Below are 22,071 nucleotides of genomic sequence, written 5' to 3' on the forward strand. Positions count from 1 at the left end.
GCTCCTGCCCGGCCGTCAGCCGGTGGGTCAATTTGGTATACCATTCTCGCCATGACCGCCTTTCTGCTAGCTGACGTGCGCCCGTGGGGCGGTGATCCGGTCGACCTCCTGATCGCCGACGGAGTCATCGCGGACGTCACCCCGGCCGGGAGCCAGGCAGCCGTCGCAGAGCAGCGGGTCGACGGCCGCGGCCTCCTCGCGCTCCCGGGCTTCGTCAACGCCCACGCCCACGTCGACAAGAGCTGGTGGGGGCAGCCCTGGGTCTCGTACGGCGGCCAACCGACCACGCAGGGCCGGATCGCCCACGAGCGGGCCGAGCGCGACAGGTACGGCATCCCGAGCGTGGCCGGCGCGATCGCAGTACTGCGTGAGTTCTTGCGGCACGGTACGACGGCCACCCGCACGCATGTCGACGTCGATCTCGGCGTCGGGCTGACCGGGATCGCGAACGTGCGCGACGCCGTGGACGCGCTCGGCGGCGCGGTCGAGGTGGAGATCGTCGCGTTCCCGCAGGACGGCGTACTCCGGCGGCCCGGCGTACTCGAGCTGCTCGACAAGGCCGCGGCGGAGGGCGCCACCAGCATCGGCGGGCTCGACCCGGCGTCGATCGACCGTGATCCGGTCGGCCAGCTCGACGCGCTGTTCGAGATCGCGGCGCGGCGTGCGGTCGGGATCGACATCCACCTGCACGACCGCGGCGAGCTCGGCGCGTTCCAGTACGAGCTGATCATCGAGCGCACCCGGCAGGCCGGCCTCGGCGGCACGGTGAACGTGTCCCACGGGTTCGCGCTGGGCGAGCTGCCCGCCGAGCGACGGGCCGAAATGGTAGGCCGACTCGGCGAGGCCGGGATCTCGTGGACGACGGTCGCGCCGGCCAACTCGGCCCCGCTGCCCTGGCGCGAGATGCGTGCGGCGGGGGTGGCGATCGGCCTCGGCACCGACGGCATCCGCGACCTGTGGTCGCCGTACGGCGACGGTGACCTCTTGCAGGTCGCCCGCGGATTCGCCCGGCTGCACGGGCTGCGCGCCGACGAGGAGCTCACCTACGCGATCGAGCTCGCGACGACGTACGGCGCCTCCTTCGTGCATCGCGAGAACTACGGCCTCACGCCGGGAGCACGCGCGGACGTCGTACTGCTCGACGCCGAGAACGTGCCGGACGTGCTCGTCCGCGCGCCGCGTCGTGAACTGGTGGTCGCCGGCGGGCAGGTCGTCGTACGCGACGGCGAACTCCAGGTGTGAGTACCGGGACAGTCGTCGAACGGACGCTCGGCTCGCTGCGGGACAACCGGGCATTCCGGCTGTTCTGGTTCTCGAACCTGTTCTTCTTCGGTGGCGTGTGGACGCAGACACTCGTGCTCGGCTGGCTCGCGTACGAGACCACGCATTCCGATTTCCTGGTCGCGGTGTTCACCGCCGTACGGCTGGCCCCGTTGCTGCTCGGGCCGTTCGCGGGAGCGTTCGCGGATCGGCACAACCGGGTCCGGCTGCTGATCATCGCGGCCTCGTGGGCGCTGGTCGCGGTCAGTGCGGTGGCCACGCTGGCATCGCTCGGGCGGGCGACGTACTGGGTGCTGGTACTCGGCGGATTCGCGATCGGGCTCGCGCAGTCACCGTCCCAGCCGGCGCGTGCCTCGCTGGTGATGGACCTGGTCGGGCGTCAGAACCTCAGCAACGCCAACGCGCTCAACTCGATGGCGCTGAACATGACGCAGGTGATCGGGCCGGCGGTCGGCGGGCTGATGATCACCGGGCTGGGTGCGCCGGCCGCACTGTGGGTCTCGACATTCTGGTATGCCATTTCGCTCGCGACCCTGTTGCCGCTGCGCCGGTACGGCCGGGTCGTCGGCGGGCACGCCGAATCGGCGATCCGGATGGTCACGAGCGGTCTGCGCGAACTCGCCCGGAACCGGCTCGCCTCGACCGCCCTACTCATCACCCTGGCCGCGAACACCCTGCTCTGGCCGGTGGCGCAGTCGTTCATGCCGGTCTTCGCGCACGAGTCGCTCGGCCTGGACGCCGCCGGCCTCGGCTGGCTCCTGACCTGCGCGGGCGTCGGCGGGCTGGGCGGCTCGCTGGTGATCGCCTGGCTCGGCGACTTCCGGTTCAAGGGCGGCATGTTCATCGTCGGGACCGCCACGTGGGGACTGCTGTGGTCGGTGTTCGCCCTGTCCCACAGCGTCGTCGTGTCATTCGTGGTGATGACCGCGATCGGCGTGATGAGCGCGGCCTTCGGCGTACTGCAGACCACACTTGTTCTGATGACCACGCCGGAATCCCTCCACGGCCGCGCACTGGGCGTCCAGGAGCTTGCCATCGGCATCATGCCCGCGGCGTCCCTGGTCCTGGGCGCCTTCAGCGAGCACTACGGCGTCGGCATCACCACCTTCGTCAGCGCTCTCCTGCTCGTCCTCCTGGTCGCCGTCCTCGCCAGCTGGACGCCGGCGCTCCTGCGCTACGGCGGCAGTCGGGCCACCGAAAGAACTACCGTGGCTCCGTGATCCCCAGCTGAAGGAGGGCCGATGGCGGATCGGGTTCGGGTTCGGCGGGTCTACGACCCGGTGCAGGACGACGGCGGACAGCGGGTTCTGGTGGATCGGCTGTGGCCGCGGGGGCTCAGCCGGTCGAAGGCGCGGATCGACGAGTGGTGCAAGGAAGTCGCGCCGTCCACCGAGTTGCGCGAGTGGTACGGGCACGAGCCCACCCGGTACGACGAGTTCGCGCGGCGGTACCGCGGCGAGCTCGACGACCCGGTCCGGGCCGAAGCACTCAGCCACCTGCGGGAGCTGGCCGGGAACGGCAGGCTGACGCTTCTCACCGCGACGAAAGACTTCGCGATCAGCCAAGCCGCCGTTCTGGCGCTCCTCCTCGACGACTAGCTCGACGGCCGGCTCGGCGGGAACCAATCCCGATCGCCCGACACAACAGGTGTGTAGGCGATCGAGATCGGAGTCTGAATGCACGGCAGCAGTCCGGGAACCACCTCGTGAGCGACCCTTCGGCCGTGGCCGATGGGTGCCGGATGACGACAGCCGGTGACCGGGCCCTCTGGGACCGCGCGACCGACGGCGACTCCGAGGCGTTCGGGCTGCTGTACGACCGGCACGCCCAGGCGATCTATGCCTTCCTGTACCGACGCACCGGGTCCTGGAGCGACGCGGAGGACCTGACGTCGACGGTGTTCCTGCACGCCTGGCGACGCCGCGCCGACGTCGTGCTCGACCGCGACTCCGCACTTCCCTGGCTGCTGCGGACCGCGGACTACACGGTGCGGAACGAGTGGCGGGCCAAGCTCAGGTACCGCAAGGCCCTCGCCGCCGCCCACATCCTGGTCGACCAGGTCCGCGACCACGCCGACGAGGTCGCCGGACGGCTCGACGACGACCGCCGGATCCAGGAGGCCCGCACCGCGCTGCGGCGCCTCCCCGAACACGAACGCGAGATCGTCGAGCTCTGCATCTGGGCCGGCCTCGACCAGCAGGCGGCCGCCGTCACGCTCGACGTACCGCTCGGCACCGTCAAGTCCCGGCTCTCCCGGGCCCGCAAACACCTGCGCGAGCTGAAGCTCTCATCCAGCCTGGAGTCGCCGGCATGATCACTCCTCCCCCGGAGCTCCGCCCCGAGGTCCGCGCCCGCCAGCGCGCCGAACTCACCGCGATCGTGGCTCACGAGGCCACCACCCCCGTGCCGCACCGTCGCCTGGTCCCGTTGCTTGCCGCGGCAGCCGTTCTCGCCGTCACGGCCGGTCTCGCGTTCGGTATACCAGCGCTCCATCAGCGCACCGCCCCCGCGCCGGCCGATCAGCCCTCGCCGGCGCCGGCCGTGACGCCGCTGAGTGCCGCGGACAAGGCCCGGTTCGGCAAGCTCTGCTTCGACAAGGCCGGCCTGCCGATCCACCGGGGATCGTCGAGGAGATACCAGGTCCTCGACGGCTTCACGTTCACGACCCCACCTGCCGACGCCTACACGCCGACCTGGGTGGTGATCAAGGCCTTCGGTCTGTGGACGACCTGCGGACTCGACGCCAAGGGAACGGTTCGGCAGGCGCTTCCGGAGGGCGCGAACCAGGATCAGTACCGCGCGGTGGAGACCCGGATGATCGGCGCCGGCTCCTACGCCGCCCACATCACCAGGATCACGGTTGCCGTCGGCAACCAGACCCCGGTCGAGGCGGTCCTGCGGCACGGCTTCTACTACACCGCGACACCGTACGTCCGGGTCCGTGGCCCGCGTGCCGACTCGACCCCACGCGAGTACGTCGTCCGGGGGTACGACGCCGCCGGCAAGCTCGTGTACACCAGCCCGAAGACCGACGGCGAGTTCAAGGCGCTCAGCAACTCGTGCTACCTCAACCCCAACGGCAAGCTGACCGCCTGGATGACTGGCAACCCGCATCCCGACCCGAAGACCTGCCGCCAGGGCTACTTCTGGACCTACCAGCCGAAGTGATCAGCCACGCAGGACGACGCTCGACTCCGCGGTCAAGGCGAGGAAGGTCAGGGATTCCTGCAGGTACAGCTCGACGGTGTCGGCGTCGTGGGACAGGTAACCGATCGACAGGTCCTGGCCGAGGTGCAGCTCGTAGTCGCCACCGCGCGTCGACACCAGCAGGGCGCCGTCGAGGGCCGGCGCCCAGATGATCTCGCCGTCGCCGACGAGCCGGGCCAGGTGATCGCGGATCGGGTAGCCATGGTCCGTCGTTTCGGCGACCGCGGTGTACAGGTCGGCCGACAGCAGCAGGCTGTACGGCCCGTCGACGCCGGCCAGCCGGAGCACCCGCAGCGCCTGGGCGACGGAGTCGGGCAGCTCCTTCGCCTCGGCCGGCAGCGCGAGTACGGCGTTCGAGCTGCTCGGCGCGAGACCCTCGATCCCGGCAGGCCCGGACCCGTGGAAGACCAGGTGGTCCTCTGCGAACGCGATCTGCTTGGCGGCGTCCTTGACCGGCTGCCAGTCGGAGTCCTTCGCGCCGCGCTCGACGTCGTCGACGGCCTGCCGGGTGACGATGAACGGGACCCGCAGCTCGATGATCGGCTGGGACAGCCGCCGATGCGCGATCACGCCGTCGCCCGGCGCCTCGACCGTCTCGAGGTGCCCGGTGCCGACCGAGGACAGCTCGGGTCCGGACGGGCCGACCACGTCGACGACCCGCCGCCCGGCGATGTCGCGGGTGAAGGTACGCCGGGCCTCCTCCTCGATCTCGCCCCACGCGGCATCGGACACCGGGGCCAGCTCGCGGTGCAGGTTGTTCGTCATGTGCGACTCCTTCTGAGGCTGCCGATTCCCAGCGACCCGTCCGCCGTACTCCCAACGGGCATTGTCCTGGGCATCGTCCTGGGCACGGTCCTGGGCGTGGTTCTGGCGGGCGTGGTCGTCGTGGGTGCGGGCGTCGGGTCTTCGAGGAACTCCGCGGTCGGCACGAAGAACAGACTGCCGGTGACCGCGGTCGAGAAGTCAAGGATCCGGTCGTGGTTCCCGGGCGGCGCACCGACGAACATCCGGTGCAGCATCCGCTCGATCACGTCCGGCGTGGCGGCGTACCCGATGAAGTACGTGCCGAACTCGGCCGCCCCGGGTGAGCCGAAGGCCATGTTCTCCCGGACGATCTGCCGCTCGGTGCCGTCGGCGTCGACGATCGTCGTCGCCGTGACGTGCGAGTTGGCCGGCTGGTCCGCGTCGGTCAGCTCGATGTCGCTGAGCTTCTCCCGGCCGATCACGCGCTCCTGCTCGGCGACCGGCAGCGCCTGCCAGGCATCGAGGTCGTGCAGATACTTCTGGACGACGACGTAGCTGCCGCCCGCGTACGCCGGGTCCTCGTCGCCGACCGTGATCGCGGCGACCGCCTTGGAGCCGGTCGGGTTCTCGGTCCCGTCGACGAATCCGAGCAGGTCGCGCTCGTCGAAGTACTTGAAGCCCTGCACCTCGTCGAGCACCTTCACGTGCCCGGCGAGCCGCGCCATCACCTGGCGGGCGAGCTCGAAGCACAGGTCGAGCCGGCGGGAACGCAGGTGGAACAGCAGGTCTCCGTGGGTTGCCGGCGCGGTGTGCCGAGCGCCGGACAACGCCCGAAAGGGATGCAGCTCGCGCGGGGCCGGCGCGTCGTACAGCCGGCCCCACGCGGACGCGCCGATGCCGACGACGCAGCTCAGCTGGTCATCTGGAGCGCGGAACCCGACGGCGCGCGCCAGCCCGGCGACGTCCGCCAGCAGACCCCGCGCCACGTCCTCGGATCCAGGACGTACGGCGAGCACCAGGAAGACGGCCGCCTTCGCGGGCTCGCGCAGTACCTCCTGAATCAGGACCACCACTTCCCGCTGCTGGACAGGGCGTCCGCGGTCCGGTGAGTGGAGTCCAGGGCGTCGAGGCCGGCCATCGCGGCGTCGTCGAGCTCGAAGTCGAAGACGTTGAAGTTCTCGGCGATCCGGTCCTGGTGGACGGACTTCGGGATGACCGAGAGCCCCTTCTGGATCGCCCAGCGGATCAGGACCTGCGCCGGGGTGTGGCCGGTGGCGGACGCGATGCGCGCGACGGCCGGGTCGTCGAGGTGACGGCCGGTGCCGAGCGGGCTGTAGGCCTGCGCGACGACGCCCGCCTCTTCACCGGCGGCGACCAGCGCGGCGCGGTACTCGAACGGGCTGAACTGGATCTGGTTGACGGCCGGCTGGATCGAGGCGACCTTGGCGAGCTCCTGGATCTCGTCGGCGCCGAAGTTCGAGATGCCGATGCCCTTGGTCAGCCCGGCCTCCACCGCCGCCTCCATGCCCGGCCACGCCCACGTCGGACCGCCCTGCGGCCAGTGGATGAGGTACAGGTCGAGGTAGTCGGTGCCGAGCCGCTCGAGGCTCTTCTCCGCCTCGACCCGCGCGTCCTTGCCGCCCGGGTAGAACTTCGTGGTCAGGAAGATCTCTTCGCGCGGGACCCCGCTCTCGCGGATCGCCTTCCCGACGCTGGCTTCGTTGCGGTACGCCTGGGCCGTGTCGATCAGCCGGTAACCGGCCTCGAGCGCCCACGTGACGGCCCGCTCACACTGAGCGCCGTCGTCGACCTGCCAAACCCCCAGCCCGAGCACAGGGATCTCAGTTCCATTGGAAAGCGTGCGAGTCGTCACGGTCATGTACTTCTTCTACCACGCCCGACCTACAGCTTGTTGGCGTGGCGGATTACTTGGACGACGTCGGCCATCATGCCGGTGAGGTCGTAGTCCTTGGGGGTGTAGATCGCGGCTACTCCGGCGGCGCGCAGCGACTTGGCGTCGGTGTCGGGGACGATGCCGCCGACGACGACCGGGACGTCCTCCAGGCCGGCCTCGCGCAGACCTGCCACGACCTGCGGGACCAGCTCCATGTGGGAGCCGGACAGGATGGACAGGCCGACGCAGTGGACGTCCTCGGCGACGGCCGCGGCGACGATCTGCTCGGGGGTCAGACGGATGCCTTGGTAGATGACCTCGAAGCCGACGTCGCGCGCACGGACCGCGACCTGCTCGGCGCCGTTGGAATGGCCGTCCAGCCCGGGCTTGCCGACGAGCAGGCGGAGACGTCCGCCGAGCTCCTCCGACGTCGCGGCGACCTTCGCCCGGACCGCAGCGATCTCGGCGCCACCGCCGGAGACGCCGACCGACCCGGACACGCCGGTCGGCGCGCGGTACTCGCCGTACATCTCCCGGAGCACCCCCGCCCACTCCCCTGTCGTGACACCGGCGCGCGCACATTCGAGGGTGACGGGCATGAGGTTGTCGGTGGTCTTCGCGGCGGCGCGCAGCTTGCCCAGCGCGGCGTCGACCGCCGCCGCGTCACGTGAGGCACGCCAGCTCTGCAGTGATTCCAGCGCGGCAGCCTCGGCGGCGGGGTCGACGGTCTGGATCGCGGTGTCGAGATCGGCCGTCAGCGGCGACGGCTCGGTGTTCTCGAACCGATTGACCCCGACCACGACCTGCTCGCCCGACTCGATCCGCTGACGTCGTTCGGCATGCGACGAGACGAGCGCCTGCTTCAAGTAGCCGCTCTCGACCGCCGCGACCGCACCGCCCATCGCCTGCACCCGGTCGATCTCCTCGCGGGCACCGTCGACCAGCGAGGACACCTTCGCCTCGATGACGTGCGACCCGTCGAAGATGTCGTCGTACTCGAGCAGGTCGGACTCGTACGCCAGCACCTGCTGCATCCGCAACGACCACTGCTGGTCCCAGGGTCGCGGCAGCCCGAGCGCCTCGTTCCACGCGGGCAGCTGCACCGCCCGCGCCCGCGCGTTCTTCGACAGCGTGACACCGAGCATCTCGAGCACGATCCGCTGCACGTTGTTCTCCGGCTGCGCCTCGGTCAGCCCGAGCGAGTTCACCTGTACGCCGTACCGCAGCCGCCGCGCCTTGGCGTCCGTCACGCCGTACCGCTCCAGCGTCAGCTCGTCCCACAGCTGCACGAACGCGCGCATCTTGCAGGTCTCCTCGATGAACCGCACCCCGGCGTTCACGAAGAACGAGATCCGCTGGACGACGTCCCCGAAGCGCTCCGGCGGCACCTGCCCGCCGTCACGGACCCGGTCGAGGACGGCGGTCGCCGTCGACAACGCGAACGCCAGCTCCTGCACCGGTGTCGCACCGGCCTCCTGCAGGTGGTAGCTGCAGATGTTGATCGGGTTCCACTTCGGCATCTGCGCGACCGTGTACGCGATCACGTCGGTCGTCAGCCGCAGCGAGGCGTCCGGCGGGAACGCGTACGTCCCCCGCGACAGGTACTCCTTCACGATGTCGTTCTGCGTCGTACCGGTCAGCTCATCGGGCAGCGCGCCCTGCTCCTGCGCCGCGACCTGGTACAGCGCGAGCAGCCACATCGCGGGCGCGTTGATCGTCATCGACGTGTTCATCTGCGCGAGCGGGATCTGGTCGAACAGCGCCCGTACGTCACCGAGGTGCGCGACCGGTACGCCGACCTTGCCGATCTCGCCCTTCGCCAGCGGGTGGTCCGCGTCGTACCCGGTCTGCGTCGGCAGATCGAACGCGACCGACAGCCCGGTCTGCCCCTTCGCCAGGTTGCGGCGGAACAACGCGTTCGATTCCGCCGCGGACGAGTGGCCCGCGTACGTGCGCATCACCCAGGGTCGATCCGAGGTCGCCATGTACCCGAGAGTAGGACTGTGTGCCCTTGTGAGTCCGCACCTCGTGACCGGTGTCACCAGGGGTGTGGATCACACTCAGGCGCTGAGCGGTAGCGGCGTTCGCTCGACTTTGAGGACCCGGTGCAGGCGGGTGACGGCGAGGATCCGGACGACCGAGGGCAGCGGGTGCCAGAGCACCAGTTGCCGGCCGAGGGACTGGGTGCGGCGGTGGGTCGCGACCAGGAGGCCGAGGCCGGTCGCGTCGACCGCGTCGACCTCCTCCAGGTCGACGATCACGTCGCCGTCGGAGGTGTCGATCAGATGGTTGAGCGTCTGGCGGACGTCGCCCACCGTGCGCACGTCGAGGATGCCGGTCAGGTGTATGACGTTGTCAGGCTCAGCTGACGTTCTGTGGGTCGGTGCGAGCATGTCCGTGCCCTCCGCTCTTCCGGCGGCCCCCGAGTGATCGGCCGCGTGGCAGCGTCGTGCTGGGTCTTGATGGTAAAGACTCCCCGGAGACACGGAAGGTTGCCAAGGTCTCGCGATCTTTTGTTTCGCGAGACAATGGTGTCTGTGTTCGCCGAGGATTACTTCCTGTTCCCGGTGGTGGCCATCGCCCTGGCCGGCGTGATGGTGCTGCTGTGCCGCTGGGCCTTCTCGAAGGCCAAGGGCGGCTCGCTGGTGCGGCGCGTCGACCAGCGCCCGGCCGAGCGGGACGCGTTCGGGTTGCTGACCGACATCCGGACGGTGGCGAACTACAACGAGGCCCGCGTGCTCGTGGCGCGGCTGAAGGACTTCGGCATCAAGGCGACCGCGGCCCGGACCAAGGACGGCTGGACGATCTACGTCTGGCCGCGCGACGAGGCCGCCGCCCGCGGACTGCTCAACTCCTCCTGAGCTTCCGCGAACATCTCTCCGGCTGTCATCCGGAGAGCGCTCCCGTGCGTCCTTCCACCGTGGCTCTGACAATTCCAGCGCAGGTCGAGCGTGATGCCGTCCCTGCGGATGACGACGGGTGGGAGCTGGAGGCGTCGGTGCTGGAGCCGGACCGGTTCGCCGCGATCTTCGACCGGTACTTCGGCCAGGTGCACTCGTACGTCGCCCGCCGGCTCGGGAGCGATGTCGCGGACGATCTGGCCGCGGAGACGTTCCTGATCGCGTTCCGGCAGCGGGCGCGGTTCGACCGGCGCACCGGGGTGGTGCGGGCGTGGCTGTACGGCATCGCGACCAATCTGATCCGCCGGCACCGCCGGGACGAGGTACGGGCGTGGCGCACGGCGGCGAAGCTGCCGCTGCCAGTGCCGGCCGCGGCGCATGAGGACCGGGTTGCCGCACAGATGACCGCACAAGGGGCTTCACGTGAGCTGGCCGCCGCGCTGGCGAAGCTGAACGCGAAGGACCGGGAGGTCCTGTTGCTGGTGGCGCTCGGGCAGCTGACGTACGACGAGGTGGCGGCGGCGCTCGGCATCGCCTATGGGACGGTGTGCTCGCGGTTGTCGCGTGCGCGCCGGGTAGTACGCGCGGCCGTCACCAATCCCGCGGAGGATCCGGCATGAACGAGTTCGACGTACTGCGGAAGGCGTTCCCGGAGGCAGACGGTCCGACGCCGGAGGCCACGGACGCAGCACGCCGCCAGGTCGAGGAGCTGATCCACGAGGCAAGACCGGCCCGGTCCTTCGCCGGCTTCGTCCGGGCGGGCTGGCTGGGCACAGCTGTTACCGCAGCGACTGCTCTGGTCGCGGTGGTCGGATTGGGTGGCGCACTGGTCGTGGGGCACGGCGGTGGTGGGTCACAGCCGGGTGGGCCGACCACTACTACCGCGCCTCGGCTGACGGCAGCGGCCGAGGTGCTGATCGCGGCGGCTGTGCGGCAGGAGAAGGACGAGAGGATCTCGGGGACGTACTTCCGGGTGCGGAGTCTGCAGCTGAACCCGACGACGCGGGTCGGCAATCCGAAGTACACGCTGGAGCGGCGGTCGGTCACCGAGAGCTGGATGCCGATGAAGCCGGGAGTGGAGTCCTGGTTCGGCTGGGTGAACCTCGGCTACCGGCTGGCCGGGCCGGCCGACACAGCCAAGTGGCGGGCGCAGGGGTCGCCGACGTCCTGGCAGCTCCCGTACGAGCGCACGCCGATCAGCATGTCGGACGGTGTACCGGTGGTGAACAAGATGTCGTTCCAGGACGTGCCGCCCGGGTACTACCTGACCGGTGACAAGCCGCTCAGCGCCGAGCAGATCGCGGCCCTCCCCACCGACCCCGCCCGGCTCCGCGCCTACCTCGGCAAGACCGCCGGCCGGGACCTGTCCCCTGCTGACCGCGAGTACGCCGTCTTCGCCGCGGCCGGCCGGTTGCTGTTCGAGATGCCTGCTCCCCCGAAGCTCCGCGGCGCAGCGCTCCGCGTGCTCGCCGCACTACCGGGCACACGCGTCCGCACCGGCGTGAAGGACCCACTGGGTCGCGTCGGCACCGAGGTCAGCCTCGTTGCTGCGCTGAGCAAAGCGAGCGGCAACCGGACCAGCCTCTTCTGGAGCGGAGCGACGTACATCATCGACCCGGCCACCGGCCGCCTGCTCAGCTCCACGCTCGGCGGGCCGAAGCCCGGCTCGACGGTCGTACTGGAGTCCGGTTGGACCGACGACAAGCCGGCTCCGCCCTCTGCAACCATCCGTTGACCGGTTGGGTCCAGCGTCTAGGGTCGGTATATGGGGACTCTGCTTGAGCTGGATCTGACCCGTGGTGTTCTCGAGACGCCGCCTGCTTCTCCGCTGGCGGCGTTTCGGGCCCGTCATCTGCCGACGCTGCGCGAGCTGGTATCGGCGCTGCGGAAGGGTGCGCGGGACGACGCGGTCGTCGGCGTGGTCGCCCATCTGGGTGGCCATCGGCTGTCGCTGGCGCAGGTGCAGGAGCTGCGCGAGGCGGTGGCCGACTTCCGTACGTCGGGGAAGCCTGCGGTCGCCTGGACCGAGTCGTTCGGGGAGACCGGTCAGGGAACTGTCCCCTACTACCTGGCGACCGCGTTCGACGAGATCTGGCTGCAGCCGTCCGGCGACCTGGCCATCACCGGTGTGACCGTGCAGGCCGTCTTCGTCCGCGGCGCGCTCGACAAGGCGGGCGTGATCCCGCAGTTCGGCAAGCGGCGTGAGTACAAGACAGCGGCCGACACGTTCACCGAGAAGGAGATGACCGAGCCGGGGCGCGAGATGGCGTCGCGACTCGCGGAGTCGGCGTACGAGCAGATCGTCGAGGGCATCGCCGTACGGCGCCGTCTGGACACCACACGGGTCCGTGAGCTCGTCGACAGCGCACCACTGCCCGCACAGGACGGTCTAGATGCCGGACTGGTGGATCGACTCGGCTACCGGTCCGATGTGTACGACGAACTCGAGAAGCAGCTCCAGTACGACGATCGGCTGCTGGCCGAGCGGTACATCCGGCGTGGTCCGCGGACCCTCGAAGATCTGCGCAAGGCGGTCCCCTGGCCGCAGAAGCCACTGGTGGCGGTGGTCCGGGTGACTGGCGGTATCTCGGTCGGCCGCAACTCCAACAGCCCGATGGGCGGGCCCGGGTCCGGTTCCGACACCGTCGGCGCCGCACTGCGCGCCGTGGCCGAGAACGAGCACGTCAAGGCCGTCGTACTGCGAGTCGACAGCCCAGGCGGCTCGTACGTCGCCTCCGACGCGATCCGCAACGAGGTACTGCGGCTCCGCTCGACCGGACGACCTGTCATCGCGTCGATGGGCGGCGTGGCCGCATCCGGTGGGTACTTCGTGGCGATGCCGGCCGATGTGATCGTCGCGCAGCCTGGCACGATCACCGGGTCGATCGGCGTACTGACCGGCAAGGGCGTCGTACGCGATGCGCTGGGCCGGATCGGAATCTCGCGGTCCGCTGTGTCCGAGGGTGCGAACGCGCAGATGTACTCGGCGCAGGAGGAGTTCACCGACGAGCAGTGGGCACGGTTGGAAGAGACACTCGACCGCATCTACAAGGACTTCGTGGCCAAGGCCGCCCAGGATCGCGGTCTGCCCGAGGAGCGGCTGGAGGCGCTGGCCCGCGGACGCGTCTGGACCGGCGCGGACGCGCACAGTCACAAGCTCGTCGATGAGCTAGGTGGCTTCCAGCACGCGCTGACGCTGGCCTGCAACCGGGCTGGTCTGGACCGCGACGAGATCGGCGTGGCCGCCGTACCGCATCGGAACCTGCTCAGCCAGCTGCGCGCACCCACCACGACCGATGATCTGGCCGTCAGTGCGGCGCCGTTGACGCTCGACGGCCTGGCCAGCGGTCTCTACAGCGCACTGGGGCTCCCGCCGGCCGGAGTACTGCGGATGCCGTTCAACTGGGAGATCAGCTAGTCGCGTTCGCCGCCCGGGACCCAGAGGACGTCGCCGCCGGAGGACAGGTTGGCGACGCGGCCGAGGATGAAGAGCAGGTCGGACAGGCGGTTCAGGTACGTGATCGCGAGCAGGTTGACCGACGGGCCGTGCGCCTCGACGGCGGCCCAGCCCGCCCGCTCGGCGCGGCGTACGACCGCACGGGCGACGTTGAGGTAGGCGGCGCCCTCGGTGCCGCCGGGCAGAATGAACGAGCGGAGCTTGGTCAAACGACCGTTGTAGTCGTCGCACCAGCCTTCGAGCCGGTCGATGTAGTCCTGCGTGATACGCAGCGGCGGGTACTCCGGATCGGGCGCGATCGGGTTGCACAGGTCGGCGCCGACGTCGAAGAGGTCGTTCTGGATCCGGGTCAGCAGCACCACGATCGTGCTGTTCAGGTGCCCGGCCGCGATGGCCACACCGATCGCGGAGTTCGCCTCGTCCACCTCGCCGTACGCCGCCAGCCGCGGATCCGTCTTCGAGGTCGTCGAGTTGTCGCCGAGGCGGGTCTCGCCGGCGTCACCGGTGCGCGTGTAGATCCGCGTCAAGTTCACTGCCATGCGAGGACTCTACGCAAAGCCGGATCCGGTCAAACGCTACAGTCGACCGGTGGAACGGTTTCGGATCGCGGGTGAGGCACGGCTCGACGGCGCTGTCGAGGTGGCCGGAGCGAAGAACAGTGTGCTCAAGCTGATGGCGGCAGCGCTGCTGGCGGAGGGTACGACGACGCTGCGGCAGGTGCCGGGGATCCTGGACGTCACGTTCATGGCCCAACTGCTGGACACCCTCGGGTGTTCGGTGAAGGTGGACGCGGACGGTCAGCTCGCGACGATCGCCGTGCCGGCCACGGTAAAGCACCAGTGCGACTACGACCTGGTGCGCAAGCTGCGCGCGTCGATCTCGGTGCTCGGTCCGCTGCTGGCGCGCTGCGGCCAGGCGGAGGTCGCGCTGCCGGGCGGCGACAACATCGGCTCCCGCGGGCTGAACATGCACGTCGCCGGTCTGGAGTCGATGGGCGCGAAGGTCCACATCGAGCACGGTTTCGTCATCGCCGAGGCGCCGCAGGGGCTGCACGGTGCCGAGGTCTGGCTGGACTTCCCGAGCGTCGGCGCGACCGAGACGATCATGATGGCGGCGGTGCTCGCGAAGGGCACGACGATCATCGAGAACGCCGCCCGCGAGCCGGAGATCCAGGACATCGCGAAGATGCTGGTCGAGATGGGCGCCCAGATCGACGGCGCCGGCTCGCCGCGGATCGAGATCACCGGCGTCGACGGGCTGCTCAACCCGGTGGACCACACCGTGGTGCCGGACCGGATCGTGTCCGGCAGCTGGGCGTTCGCGGCCGCCATCACCAAGGGTGACATCACCATCGCGAACGGGCACGCCGAGCACCTGGAGCTGCCGCTCGACAAGCTGCACCGGGCCGGCGCGGAGATCACCGTGCTGAACCCGGGCTTCCGGGTCCGGATGCACGACCGGCCGAAGCCGGTGGATGTGGTGACGCTTCCGTACCCCGGGTTCGCCACCGACCTGCAGGCGTTCGTGATCGCGCTCAACGCGGTCAGTGACGGCGCGGCGATGGTGACCGAGAACCTGTTCGAGGGCCGCTTCACGTTCGCGCAGGAGCTGACCCGGCTGGGCGCCCAGATCCAGACCGACGGGCATCACGCGGTCGTCCGCGGCGTACCGCGACTGTCCGGCGCGCCGGTGGTCGCCTCCGACATCCGCGCCGGGGCGGCACTGGTGCTGGCGGGCCTCGCCGCCGAGGGCGAGACCCTGGTGAGCGCCGCACACCACGTGCACCGCGGCTACACCGACTTCGCCGGCAACCTGCGCCGCCTGGGCGCCGACGTCGTGGTCGAGCCCGACGACGCCGAGATGTACTGGAACTGACGCCGCGGCTAGGGTCGTGCGCATGAGTGAGCGCGTGGTGCGGCCGGTTGGGCGGGGTTTTCTGTTTCTCGACTCGCATCCGGCGGGATGTGCACGGGTGGTCCGGGAGATGGCGGCGGAGGTCGAGCCGCGGACTCCGGCGCGTCGTACGGCGCTCGTGATCGGGTCCAGCTCCGGGTACGGGCTGGCGACGACGATCGCCGGGCTGGCACGGTACGGCGTCGACGGGATCGGCGTGTCGTTCGAGAAGGCGCCCACTGCCCGTCGTACGGCGACCGCGGGCTGGTACCGCACCGCGGAGACCGCCGCGCTGGCGGCCGAGCTCGGTCGCTCGTGGAGCTTCGTGAACGCGGATGCCTTCGCGGACACCACCAAGGACGAGGTGCTCGATCTCGTCGCCGAGCAGCTCGGCGGGATCGATCACCTGATCTACAGCGTGGCCGCACCGCGGCGGGTCGATCCGCGCAACGGCGAGACGTACCAGTCCGCGCTGAAGACGATCGGCGCGCCGTACACCACCAAGAGCCTCGCGTTCGAGGACGGCGAGCCGGTGCTGCAGGAGGTCGGCATCGACGTCGCGACCGAGGACGAGATCGCGCAGACCGTCAAGGTGATGGGCGGCGAGGACTGGGGCCGGTGGATCACCGCGCTCCAGGAGCGCGACCTGCTCAAGCCCGGGTTCAGCACCGTCGCCCTGACCTACATCGGCTCCGAGCTGACCGGGCCGATCTACCGGCAGGGCTCGATCGGCGCGGCGAAGGCCGACCTCGAGCAGAGCGCGCTGAAGCTGGCCGCCGACGGTGTGACCGCGATGACCTCGGTCAACGGCGCCGCCGTCACCCAGGCGTCGTCCGCGATCCCCGGCATCGGTCTGTACGTCAGCATCCTGCACAAGGTGTCCGGCCTGCAGACCCCCGTCGAGCAGTCGATCGCGCTCTGGGACCAGCTCACCGGCGAGTCTCCGCTGGACCTCGACGACGAGGGCCGCATCCGCCTGGACCGCTGGGAGCTGACCGACGACGTCCAGTCCGCCGTCCGCACCCAGTGGGAGTCCGCGACCCCGACCACCATCGGCGAGGTCGCCGACACCGCGTGGTTCTTCTCCGAGGTACGCCGGCTGTACGGCTTCGACGTACCGGGTGTGGATTACGAGGCGGAGACCGAGGTCGACGTCGAGTGGCCTAACCGCTAGGAACCCGGCGCGGGGCTCAGCCGAGCGGCGGTTCGGCGCGCAGGATCGACGTCAGCAGGCCCGGGAACCGGGCGTCGAGATCGTCGTAGCGCAGGCGGCTGGGGCGGGTGTTGCCGGCCAGCCGGGTCGAGACCACCCCGGCCTCGCGCAGCTTGCCCAGATGGTGCGACACGGTCGACACCTTCACCGGCACGTCGAGGGCGGTGCAGGTCGACTCGCCGGCCTGATCGAGGGCACGGATGATCTGCAACCGCACGGGATCGGCCAGCGCCTGCATCACCGCGCTCAGCGGGACCCCGGCGAGGTCCGGCTGGGGGAGGAAGAAATCTTCTTCGACGTTCATCGGAATCCAGCATAGCGGTCAACTATTACGACAATCATCGGAACAGGTATTACGATACCGATCGTAAGTTACGACAACGATCGGAACATGCTAATGCTCGACACCCGTCCGGCCACCTGGCGCCGGCCTGTCGCCGTCCTGTCGCTCGGCGCGTTCGCCGTCGGAACCGATGCCTTCGTGATCGCCGGGATGCTGCCGGACATCTCCGCGTCCCTCGACGTCAGCGTCGCGGCCGCCGGCCAGCTCGTCACCGTCTTCGCGATCTCCTACGCTCTGCTGGCGCCGGTGCTGGCCGCCTTCACCGGCAACTGGTCCCGACGGACCGCGTTGGTCGCGGCGTTGATCACCCTGGCGGTCGGCAACGCGATCACGGCACTCGCACCGAGCTACGGATGGGTGCTGGCCGCACGCGTCGTCGCCGCGGCCGGCGCGTCCCTCTACACGGCGGGAGCCAGCGCGACCGCCGCCAGCCTGGCCGGCGACGAACAGCGCGGCCGGGCGATCGCCCTGGTGATGACCGGCCTGACGGCCTCTCTCGCCCTGGGGGCACCGCTGGGCACCGCCGTCGGGGCCGCGCTCGGCTGGCGGGCGACGTTGTGGGCCGTCGCCTTGCTCGCACTTCTCATCGTGCTGGTGCTGTTCCTGCTGCTGCCCGACGTCCGTCTCGACGCGGTGGCAGGGCTCCGAGCCCGACTGCGGCCGCTGCGGGACAGGCGAGTGCTGGTTCTGCTCGGGGCGACCGTGCTCGCCTTCATCGGCATCTACATGCCCTATACCTACGTGAGCGCGGTCTACGGCCCGGCAGTCGGCACGGACGGCACCATGCTGGCCCTGGTGCTCCTGCTCTACGGCGTCGCCGGTACTGCGGGCAACCTGCTGGCCGGCCATCTCGCTGACCGCTTCGGCCCACGACGCGTCGTGCTGACCGTGACCTTGCTCCTCACCGTCGTGTTCTGCGTCGTCCCCGCGGTCCGGAGTTCGTTCGCGCCGGCCATCGTCGCGGTCGTGGTGAACGCGATGCTGGCCTTCATGGTGACCACTCCTCAACAGCATCAGATGCTGGCGGTGGCGCCGCCCGGTGGCCAGGCCGTGGTGACCGCGCTCTACCAGGCATCCGGCTACTTGGCGGTGTCGTTGTCCGGCGCGGTGGGCGGGCTGCTGCTGAGCCGGGTCGACGCCGTCTGGCTGACACCGGTCGCGGCCTGTTTCGTCCTCGCCGCCGCCTTGCTCATCTGGTTGGGCACCCGTCGGCCGACCGGGGTCGCAAACCCGGGCGATGCGAGCTAGAGCGGCTTGAACGACGCCAGCTCCAGGACCAGGTCGGCAGCCTCGTCCGAGGCATTGAGGTCGACGGACGCGGTGATCCGCCAGTCGTGGTTGCCTTCGGGGTCGTCGATGATCTGCTGGACTTCCCAGTAGCCCGGGTGTTCCTCGACCATGAACAGGGCCGGACCGCGGGCCGCCGGGCCGGTGTTCACCACGTCGTGCTCGGCGTAGTACGCCGTACCGGCCTCGGCCCAGCGGGCGGCGTCCCAGCCCGCGTCGGCGTCCAGCTGGCCGAGCTCGGCCCAGCGGTGCAGGGCGAGCAGCTCGACCCGGCGGAACATCGCGTTGCGGACCAGGACGCGGAAAGCCCTTGTATTCAAGGTGATCCGGCGCGGTCCGGCCGGGACGACCTCGACCTGCGCCTCGTCGGTGGGGTTGGTCAGCTCCTCCCACTCGTCGAGCAGGCTGGAGTCGGTCTGACGGACGACTTCGCCGAGCCACTCGATCAGGTCGGTCAGGTCCTCGTTCGCCTTGTCCGGCGGGACGGTCTGCCGTAGCGCTTTGTACGCGTCGCTCAGATACCTCAGGACGATGCCCTCGGAGCGCGCGAGGCTGTAGTACTGGATGTACTCGCCGAACGTCATCGCCCGCTCGAACATGTCCCGGACGACCGACTTCGGCGACAGCCCCGCCTCCGCGATCCACGGGTGGGTCTGCCGGTACATCTCCAAGGTTGCCTCGAGCAACTCTTCGAGCGGCTTCGGCCAGCTGATGTCCTCGAGCAGCTCCATCCGCTCGTCGTACTCGATGCCGTCGGCCTTCATCGAGTTCACGGCCTCGCCCTTGGCGTGATGCAGCTGCGCCATCAGGATCGCGCGCGGATCCTCCAGCGTCGCCTCGACCACCGACACCACGTCCAGCGCGTACACCGGGTCCTCGGGGTCGAGCAGGTCCAGCGCGGCCAGCGCGAAGGTGGACAGCGGCTGGTTCAGCGAGAAGTCCTTCTGCAGGTCGACGGTCAGCCGCAGGGACCGGCCGAACTCGTCGGGTTCGTCCAGGCGCTCGACCACCCCCGCGGTGAGCAGGGTGCGGTAGATCTGGATCGCGCGGCGGATCAGCCGGAGCTGCGCCCGGGAGTCCTCGTGGTTGTCCTGCAGCAGGTGCCGCATGCTCGCGAACGCGTCGCCGTCGCGGGCGATCACGTTCAGCAGCATCGCGTGGCTGACCCGCATCTTCGACTGCAACGGCTCCGGGTCGGCGGCGACGAGCCGGTCGAAGGTGTCCTCGCCCCAGGTGACGAACCCCTCCGGCGGCTTCTTGCGCTGGACCCGGCGCTGCTTCTTCGGGTCGTCGCCGGCCTTCGCGAGCAACCGGACGTTCTCCACCACGTGGTCCGGCGCCTGGACGACGACCGTGCCGGAGGTGTCGTACCCGGCCCGGCCGGCCCGGCCCGCGATCTGGTGGAACTCGCGCGCCTTGAGGATGCGCTGCCGGCGCCCGTCGTACTTGCTGAGCGCCGTCAGCAGGACGGTACGGATCGGCACGTTGATCCCGACACCGAGGGTGTCGGTGCCGCAGATGACCTTGAGCAGCCCGGCCTGGGCGAGCTGCTCGACCAGCCGCCGGTACTTCGGCAGCATGCCGGCGTGGTGGACCCCGATCCCGTGCATGATCAGCCGCTGCAGGGTCCGGCCGAAGCCCGAGCCGAACCGGAAGTGCCCGATCAGCTCCTTGATCTTGTCCTTCTCCTCCTTCGTGCAGACGTTGATGCTGGTCAGCGCCTGGGCACGCTCCAGGGCAGCGGCCTGCGTGAAGTGGACGACGTACACGGGGGCCTGGTGCGTCACCAGGAGCTCGACAAGCGTCTCGTGCAGCGGCGTGGTCACGTACTTGTAGATCAGCGGGACCGGGCGCTCGCCGGACGCGACGATCGCGGTCGGCCGGCCGGTGCGGCGGGACAGGTCGATCTTGAACCGCTCGACGTCCCCGAGGGTCGCCGACATCAGGACGAACTGCGCCTTCGGGAGCTCCAGCAGCGGGACCTGCCAGGCCCAGCCGCGGTCCGGCTCGGAGTAGAAGTGGAACTCGTCCATCACCACCTGGCCGACGTCGGCCGCCGGTCCTTCGCGCAGGGCGATGTTGGCCAGGACCTCCGCCGTACAGCAGATGATCGGCGCGCCGGCGTTCACCGAGGCGTCGCCGGTCAGCATGCCGACCTTGTCCGCACCGAAGACGTCACAGAGCGCGAAGAACTTCTCCGACACCAGCGCCTTGATCGGCGCCGTGTAGAACGTCCGCTGCCCGTGCGCGAGCGCCGCGAAGTGCGCGCCGGTGGCGACCAGGCTCTTACCTGACCCGGTCGGCGTCGACAGGATCACGTTCGACCCCGTCATCACCTCGATCAACGCCTCTTCCTGAGCCGGGTACAGCGAGATCCCCTGCTCCCCCACCCAACGCGCGAACACGTCGTACAGGTCGTCAGGCTCGGTCGTCCCCGGCAGTTGCTCAGTCAGCGTCATCGCATCCCATTGTCCCTGACCAACCGGGCCCCCGGCTCCGCCGGGTCCGCGACCGTTCAGCTCTGGGCAGGGACCGTTCGGCGACCTACGATGTGCAAACGATTGCACGTATGGATATTCGGGAGTGACTTGATGAGCATGACTTCTTCCACGTGGCGCCGGATGGGCGCGAGTTTGCTGGTGACGGCGATGGGAGCGGCGGGCCTGGTGGCTGCCGCTTCGCCCGATGGAGACCCGCCCGGGTCGGAGTTGGTGACGACCTGGGGCGCGGCCGATGACATCGCGGGCGGGACGTTGAGCGACGTGACGGTGCGGAATGTGCTGCGGACGAGTGTCGGCGGGCGTGATCTGCGGATCCGGATCTCCAACGCGAACGGGGATCAGCCCTTGGTGACGGACTCGGCGTACGTCGGGCGGCAGGACACCGGCGCGAGTGTCGTGCCTGGGTCGAGCCGGCGGTTGACGTTCGGCGGCAGTACGTCGGTGACGGTGCCGCCGGGGGCGATGGCGATCAGCGATCCGCTGCCGGGGAACGCACCGGCGGTGACGAGTCTGACCGTGAGCCTGCACGTGGTCGGGACGACGGGCGTGATCACCGCGCACAACCGCGCGATGCAGCACAGCTACAAGTCCACGTCCGGCGATCATGCGGCCGACGAGTCGAGTACGGCGTACCAGACCGAGTCGTCGGCGTGGTACTTCGTGAACGCGGCGATCGTCGAGGCGCCGCGGCAGGTCGAGACGGTGGCGACGCTCGGCGATTCGATCACGTCGTCGGTCGGTACGACGATCGACACGAACCGGCGCTGGCCGGACGTGCTCGCCGACCGGTACGCGAAGCTGCCGGAGCCGCGGCGGCTGGCGATCTCCAACGAGGGCATCTCGGGGAACCGCGTGCTCGGTGGCGTGGCGAAGGCGGGCAGCGCCGGGGCGAGCGCGCTGGCCCGCCTGGACAAGGACGTGTTGACGAAGCCGGGCGTACGGACGGTGCTGGTGCTCGAGGGGATCAACGACATCTACGCGGGCGCGACGACGGACGAGCTGCTCGCGGGGTACCGGCAGTTGATCGCGCGGGTGCACGCGTCCGGGCGGTGCATCGTGGGTGGGACGCTGACGCCGATGGGCAGCTCGTTCGTGTACACGCCGGAGAAGGAGGCTGTCCGGCAGGCGGTGAACACGTTCATCCGGAGCAGCCACGAGTTCGACGGGGTGGCCGACTTCGACGCGGCGACACGTGATCCCGCTGATCCGTCGCGGCTGAAGGCGGAGTACGACGGCGGCGACGGCCTGCACCCGAACGACGCGGGAAACAAGGCGATGGGCGAGGCACCCGGCCTCGATTCTCTGCGCTGCAAGTAGCGGGACCGCGTGCACCGCCGGGACAGGCGGTGCA

The 22,071-nt window shown here is 69.8% G+C and carries 21 protein-coding genes; 13 read left to right on the top strand and 8 right to left on the bottom strand.

The genetic code is table 11. The features are described from left to right. Positions 1-51 precede the first annotated feature (51 nt). The 5 genes from ACIA58_RS40035 (at position 52) to ACIA58_RS40055 (ending at position 4,449) form a co-directional block, all read left to right on the top strand. Entirely contained in the window at positions 52-1,242 is a 1,191-nt protein-coding gene (locus tag ACIA58_RS40035; RefSeq protein ID WP_396409096.1) for an amidohydrolase, read from the top strand. After that, a complete protein-coding gene (locus ACIA58_RS40040) occupies positions 1,239-2,501 on the top strand; it encodes an MFS transporter (RefSeq protein ID WP_396409097.1) in 1,263 nt (420 codons plus the stop codon). Before ACIA58_RS40035 ends, ACIA58_RS40040 begins: the two co-directional genes overlap by 4 nt. A gap of 21 nt (positions 2,502-2,522) precedes the next feature. Next, positions 2,523-2,879, top strand: coding sequence for a DUF488 domain-containing protein (locus ACIA58_RS40045; protein WP_396409098.1), 357 nt, complete (start codon positions 2,523-2,525; stop codon positions 2,877-2,879). 143 nt (positions 2,880-3,022) lie between these two features. Continuing rightward, on the top strand, positions 3,023-3,595 hold the full coding sequence (locus ACIA58_RS40050; protein ID WP_396409099.1) for an RNA polymerase sigma factor: 573 nt from the start codon (positions 3,023-3,025) through the stop codon (positions 3,593-3,595). Continuing rightward, positions 3,592-4,449 carry a hypothetical protein gene (locus ACIA58_RS40055; RefSeq protein WP_396409100.1) on the top strand — a complete coding sequence of 286 codons (858 nt, stop codon included), beginning with the start codon at positions 3,592-3,594 and terminating at the stop codon, positions 4,447-4,449. Before ACIA58_RS40050 ends, ACIA58_RS40055 begins: the two co-directional genes overlap by 4 nt. Here ACIA58_RS40055 and ACIA58_RS40060 read toward each other — a convergent pair whose 3' ends face one another. The 5 genes from ACIA58_RS40060 to ACIA58_RS40080 all read right to left on the bottom strand — a co-directional run bounded on the left by ACIA58_RS40060 (position 4,450) and on the right by ACIA58_RS40080 (position 9,519). Continuing rightward, positions 4,450-5,253 carry a family 1 encapsulin nanocompartment shell protein gene (locus ACIA58_RS40060; protein ID WP_396409101.1) on the bottom strand — a complete coding sequence of 268 codons (804 nt, stop codon included), beginning with the start codon at positions 5,251-5,253 and terminating at the stop codon, positions 4,450-4,452. Continuing rightward, positions 5,250-6,305 carry a Dyp-type peroxidase gene (locus ACIA58_RS40065; protein WP_396409102.1) on the bottom strand — a complete coding sequence of 352 codons (1,056 nt, stop codon included), beginning with the start codon at positions 6,303-6,305 and terminating at the stop codon, positions 5,250-5,252. The genes ACIA58_RS40060 and ACIA58_RS40065 overlap by 4 nt, the downstream gene beginning before the upstream one ends. Beyond that, positions 6,293-7,111: an aldo/keto reductase gene (locus tag ACIA58_RS40070; RefSeq protein ID WP_396409103.1), complete on the bottom strand. Its 819-nt coding sequence runs from the start codon at positions 7,109-7,111 to the stop codon at positions 6,293-6,295. Before ACIA58_RS40070 ends, ACIA58_RS40065 begins: the two co-directional genes overlap by 13 nt. Before the next feature lie 23 nt (positions 7,112-7,134). Beyond that, positions 7,135-9,111: a protein meaA gene (locus ACIA58_RS40075; protein ID WP_396409104.1), complete on the bottom strand. Its 1,977-nt coding sequence runs from the start codon at positions 9,109-9,111 to the stop codon at positions 7,135-7,137. Between the two features lie 75 nt (positions 9,112-9,186). After that, positions 9,187-9,519, bottom strand: a complete 333-nt coding sequence (locus ACIA58_RS40080; RefSeq protein ID WP_396409105.1) for an STAS domain-containing protein — start codon at positions 9,517-9,519, stop codon at positions 9,187-9,189. Positions 9,520-9,654: 135 nt separating this feature from the next. On the opposite strand from ACIA58_RS40080, the gene ACIA58_RS40085 reads away from it, so the two are divergent. The 4 genes from ACIA58_RS40085 to sppA are packed head-to-tail and all read left to right on the top strand — an operon-like array spanning position 9,655 to position 13,444. Continuing rightward, on the top strand, positions 9,655-9,987 hold the full coding sequence (locus ACIA58_RS40085; RefSeq protein ID WP_396409106.1) for a hypothetical protein: 333 nt from the start codon (positions 9,655-9,657) through the stop codon (positions 9,985-9,987). Between the two features lie 59 nt (positions 9,988-10,046). Further along, positions 10,047-10,646 carry an RNA polymerase sigma factor gene (locus ACIA58_RS40090; RefSeq protein ID WP_396409107.1) on the top strand — a complete coding sequence of 200 codons (600 nt, stop codon included), beginning with the start codon at positions 10,047-10,049 and terminating at the stop codon, positions 10,644-10,646. Further along, positions 10,643-11,761, top strand: coding sequence for a CU044_5270 family protein (locus ACIA58_RS40095; protein ID WP_396409108.1), 1,119 nt, complete (start codon positions 10,643-10,645; stop codon positions 11,759-11,761). Before ACIA58_RS40090 ends, ACIA58_RS40095 begins: the two co-directional genes overlap by 4 nt. Before the next feature lie 30 nt (positions 11,762-11,791). Further along, positions 11,792-13,444: a signal peptide peptidase SppA gene (sppA, locus tag ACIA58_RS40100; RefSeq protein ID WP_396409109.1), complete on the top strand. Its 1,653-nt coding sequence runs from the start codon at positions 11,792-11,794 to the stop codon at positions 13,442-13,444. Here the strand turns inward: sppA and ACIA58_RS40105 are convergent. Beyond that, entirely contained in the window at positions 13,441-14,022 is a 582-nt protein-coding gene (locus ACIA58_RS40105) for a cob(I)yrinic acid a,c-diamide adenosyltransferase (RefSeq protein WP_396409110.1), read from the bottom strand. The genes sppA and ACIA58_RS40105 overlap by 4 nt on opposite strands. 49 nt (positions 14,023-14,071) lie before the next feature. Here ACIA58_RS40105 and murA point away from each other — a divergent pair, with 49 nt between their 5' ends. Together murA and fabV are read left to right on the top strand one after the other, a co-directional pair. Then, on the top strand, positions 14,072-15,358 hold the full coding sequence (murA, locus tag ACIA58_RS40110; protein ID WP_396409111.1) for a UDP-N-acetylglucosamine 1-carboxyvinyltransferase: 1,287 nt from the start codon (positions 14,072-14,074) through the stop codon (positions 15,356-15,358). A 22-nt stretch (positions 15,359-15,380) separates the two neighbouring features. After that, on the top strand, positions 15,381-16,550 hold the full coding sequence (fabV, locus tag ACIA58_RS40115; RefSeq protein WP_396409112.1) for an enoyl-[acyl-carrier-protein] reductase FabV: 1,170 nt from the start codon (positions 15,381-15,383) through the stop codon (positions 16,548-16,550). Between the two features lie 16 nt (positions 16,551-16,566). Here the strand turns inward: fabV and ACIA58_RS40120 are convergent, their stop codons facing one another. Beyond that, positions 16,567-16,893, bottom strand: a complete 327-nt coding sequence (locus ACIA58_RS40120; RefSeq protein ID WP_396409113.1) for an ArsR/SmtB family transcription factor — start codon at positions 16,891-16,893, stop codon at positions 16,567-16,569. 87 nt (positions 16,894-16,980) lie between these two features. On the opposite strand from ACIA58_RS40120, the gene ACIA58_RS40125 reads away from it, so the two are divergent. Then, complete coding sequence (locus ACIA58_RS40125) at positions 16,981-18,180, top strand: MFS transporter (RefSeq protein ID WP_396409114.1); 1,200 nt, start codon at positions 16,981-16,983, stop codon at positions 18,178-18,180. Here the strand turns inward: ACIA58_RS40125 and ACIA58_RS40130 are convergent. Continuing rightward, positions 18,177-20,678, bottom strand: a complete 2,502-nt coding sequence (locus ACIA58_RS40130; RefSeq protein WP_396409115.1) for a DEAD/DEAH box helicase — start codon at positions 20,676-20,678, stop codon at positions 18,177-18,179. The genes ACIA58_RS40125 and ACIA58_RS40130 overlap by 4 nt on opposite strands. Positions 20,679-20,810: 132 nt before the next feature. Between ACIA58_RS40130 and ACIA58_RS40135 the strand changes: the two genes are divergently transcribed. Beyond that, positions 20,811-22,037 (top strand): SGNH/GDSL hydrolase family protein, encoded by a 1,227-nt coding sequence (locus tag ACIA58_RS40135; RefSeq protein ID WP_396409116.1) that lies wholly within the window; start codon positions 20,811-20,813, stop codon positions 22,035-22,037. The last annotated feature ends 34 nt before the right edge of the window (positions 22,038-22,071 follow it).

Origin of the sequence: Kribbella sp. NPDC051586 (assembly GCF_044453965.1) — a bacterium.
In the GTDB taxonomy this organism is placed as follows: domain Bacteria; phylum Actinomycetota; class Actinomycetes; order Propionibacteriales; family Kribbellaceae; genus Kribbella.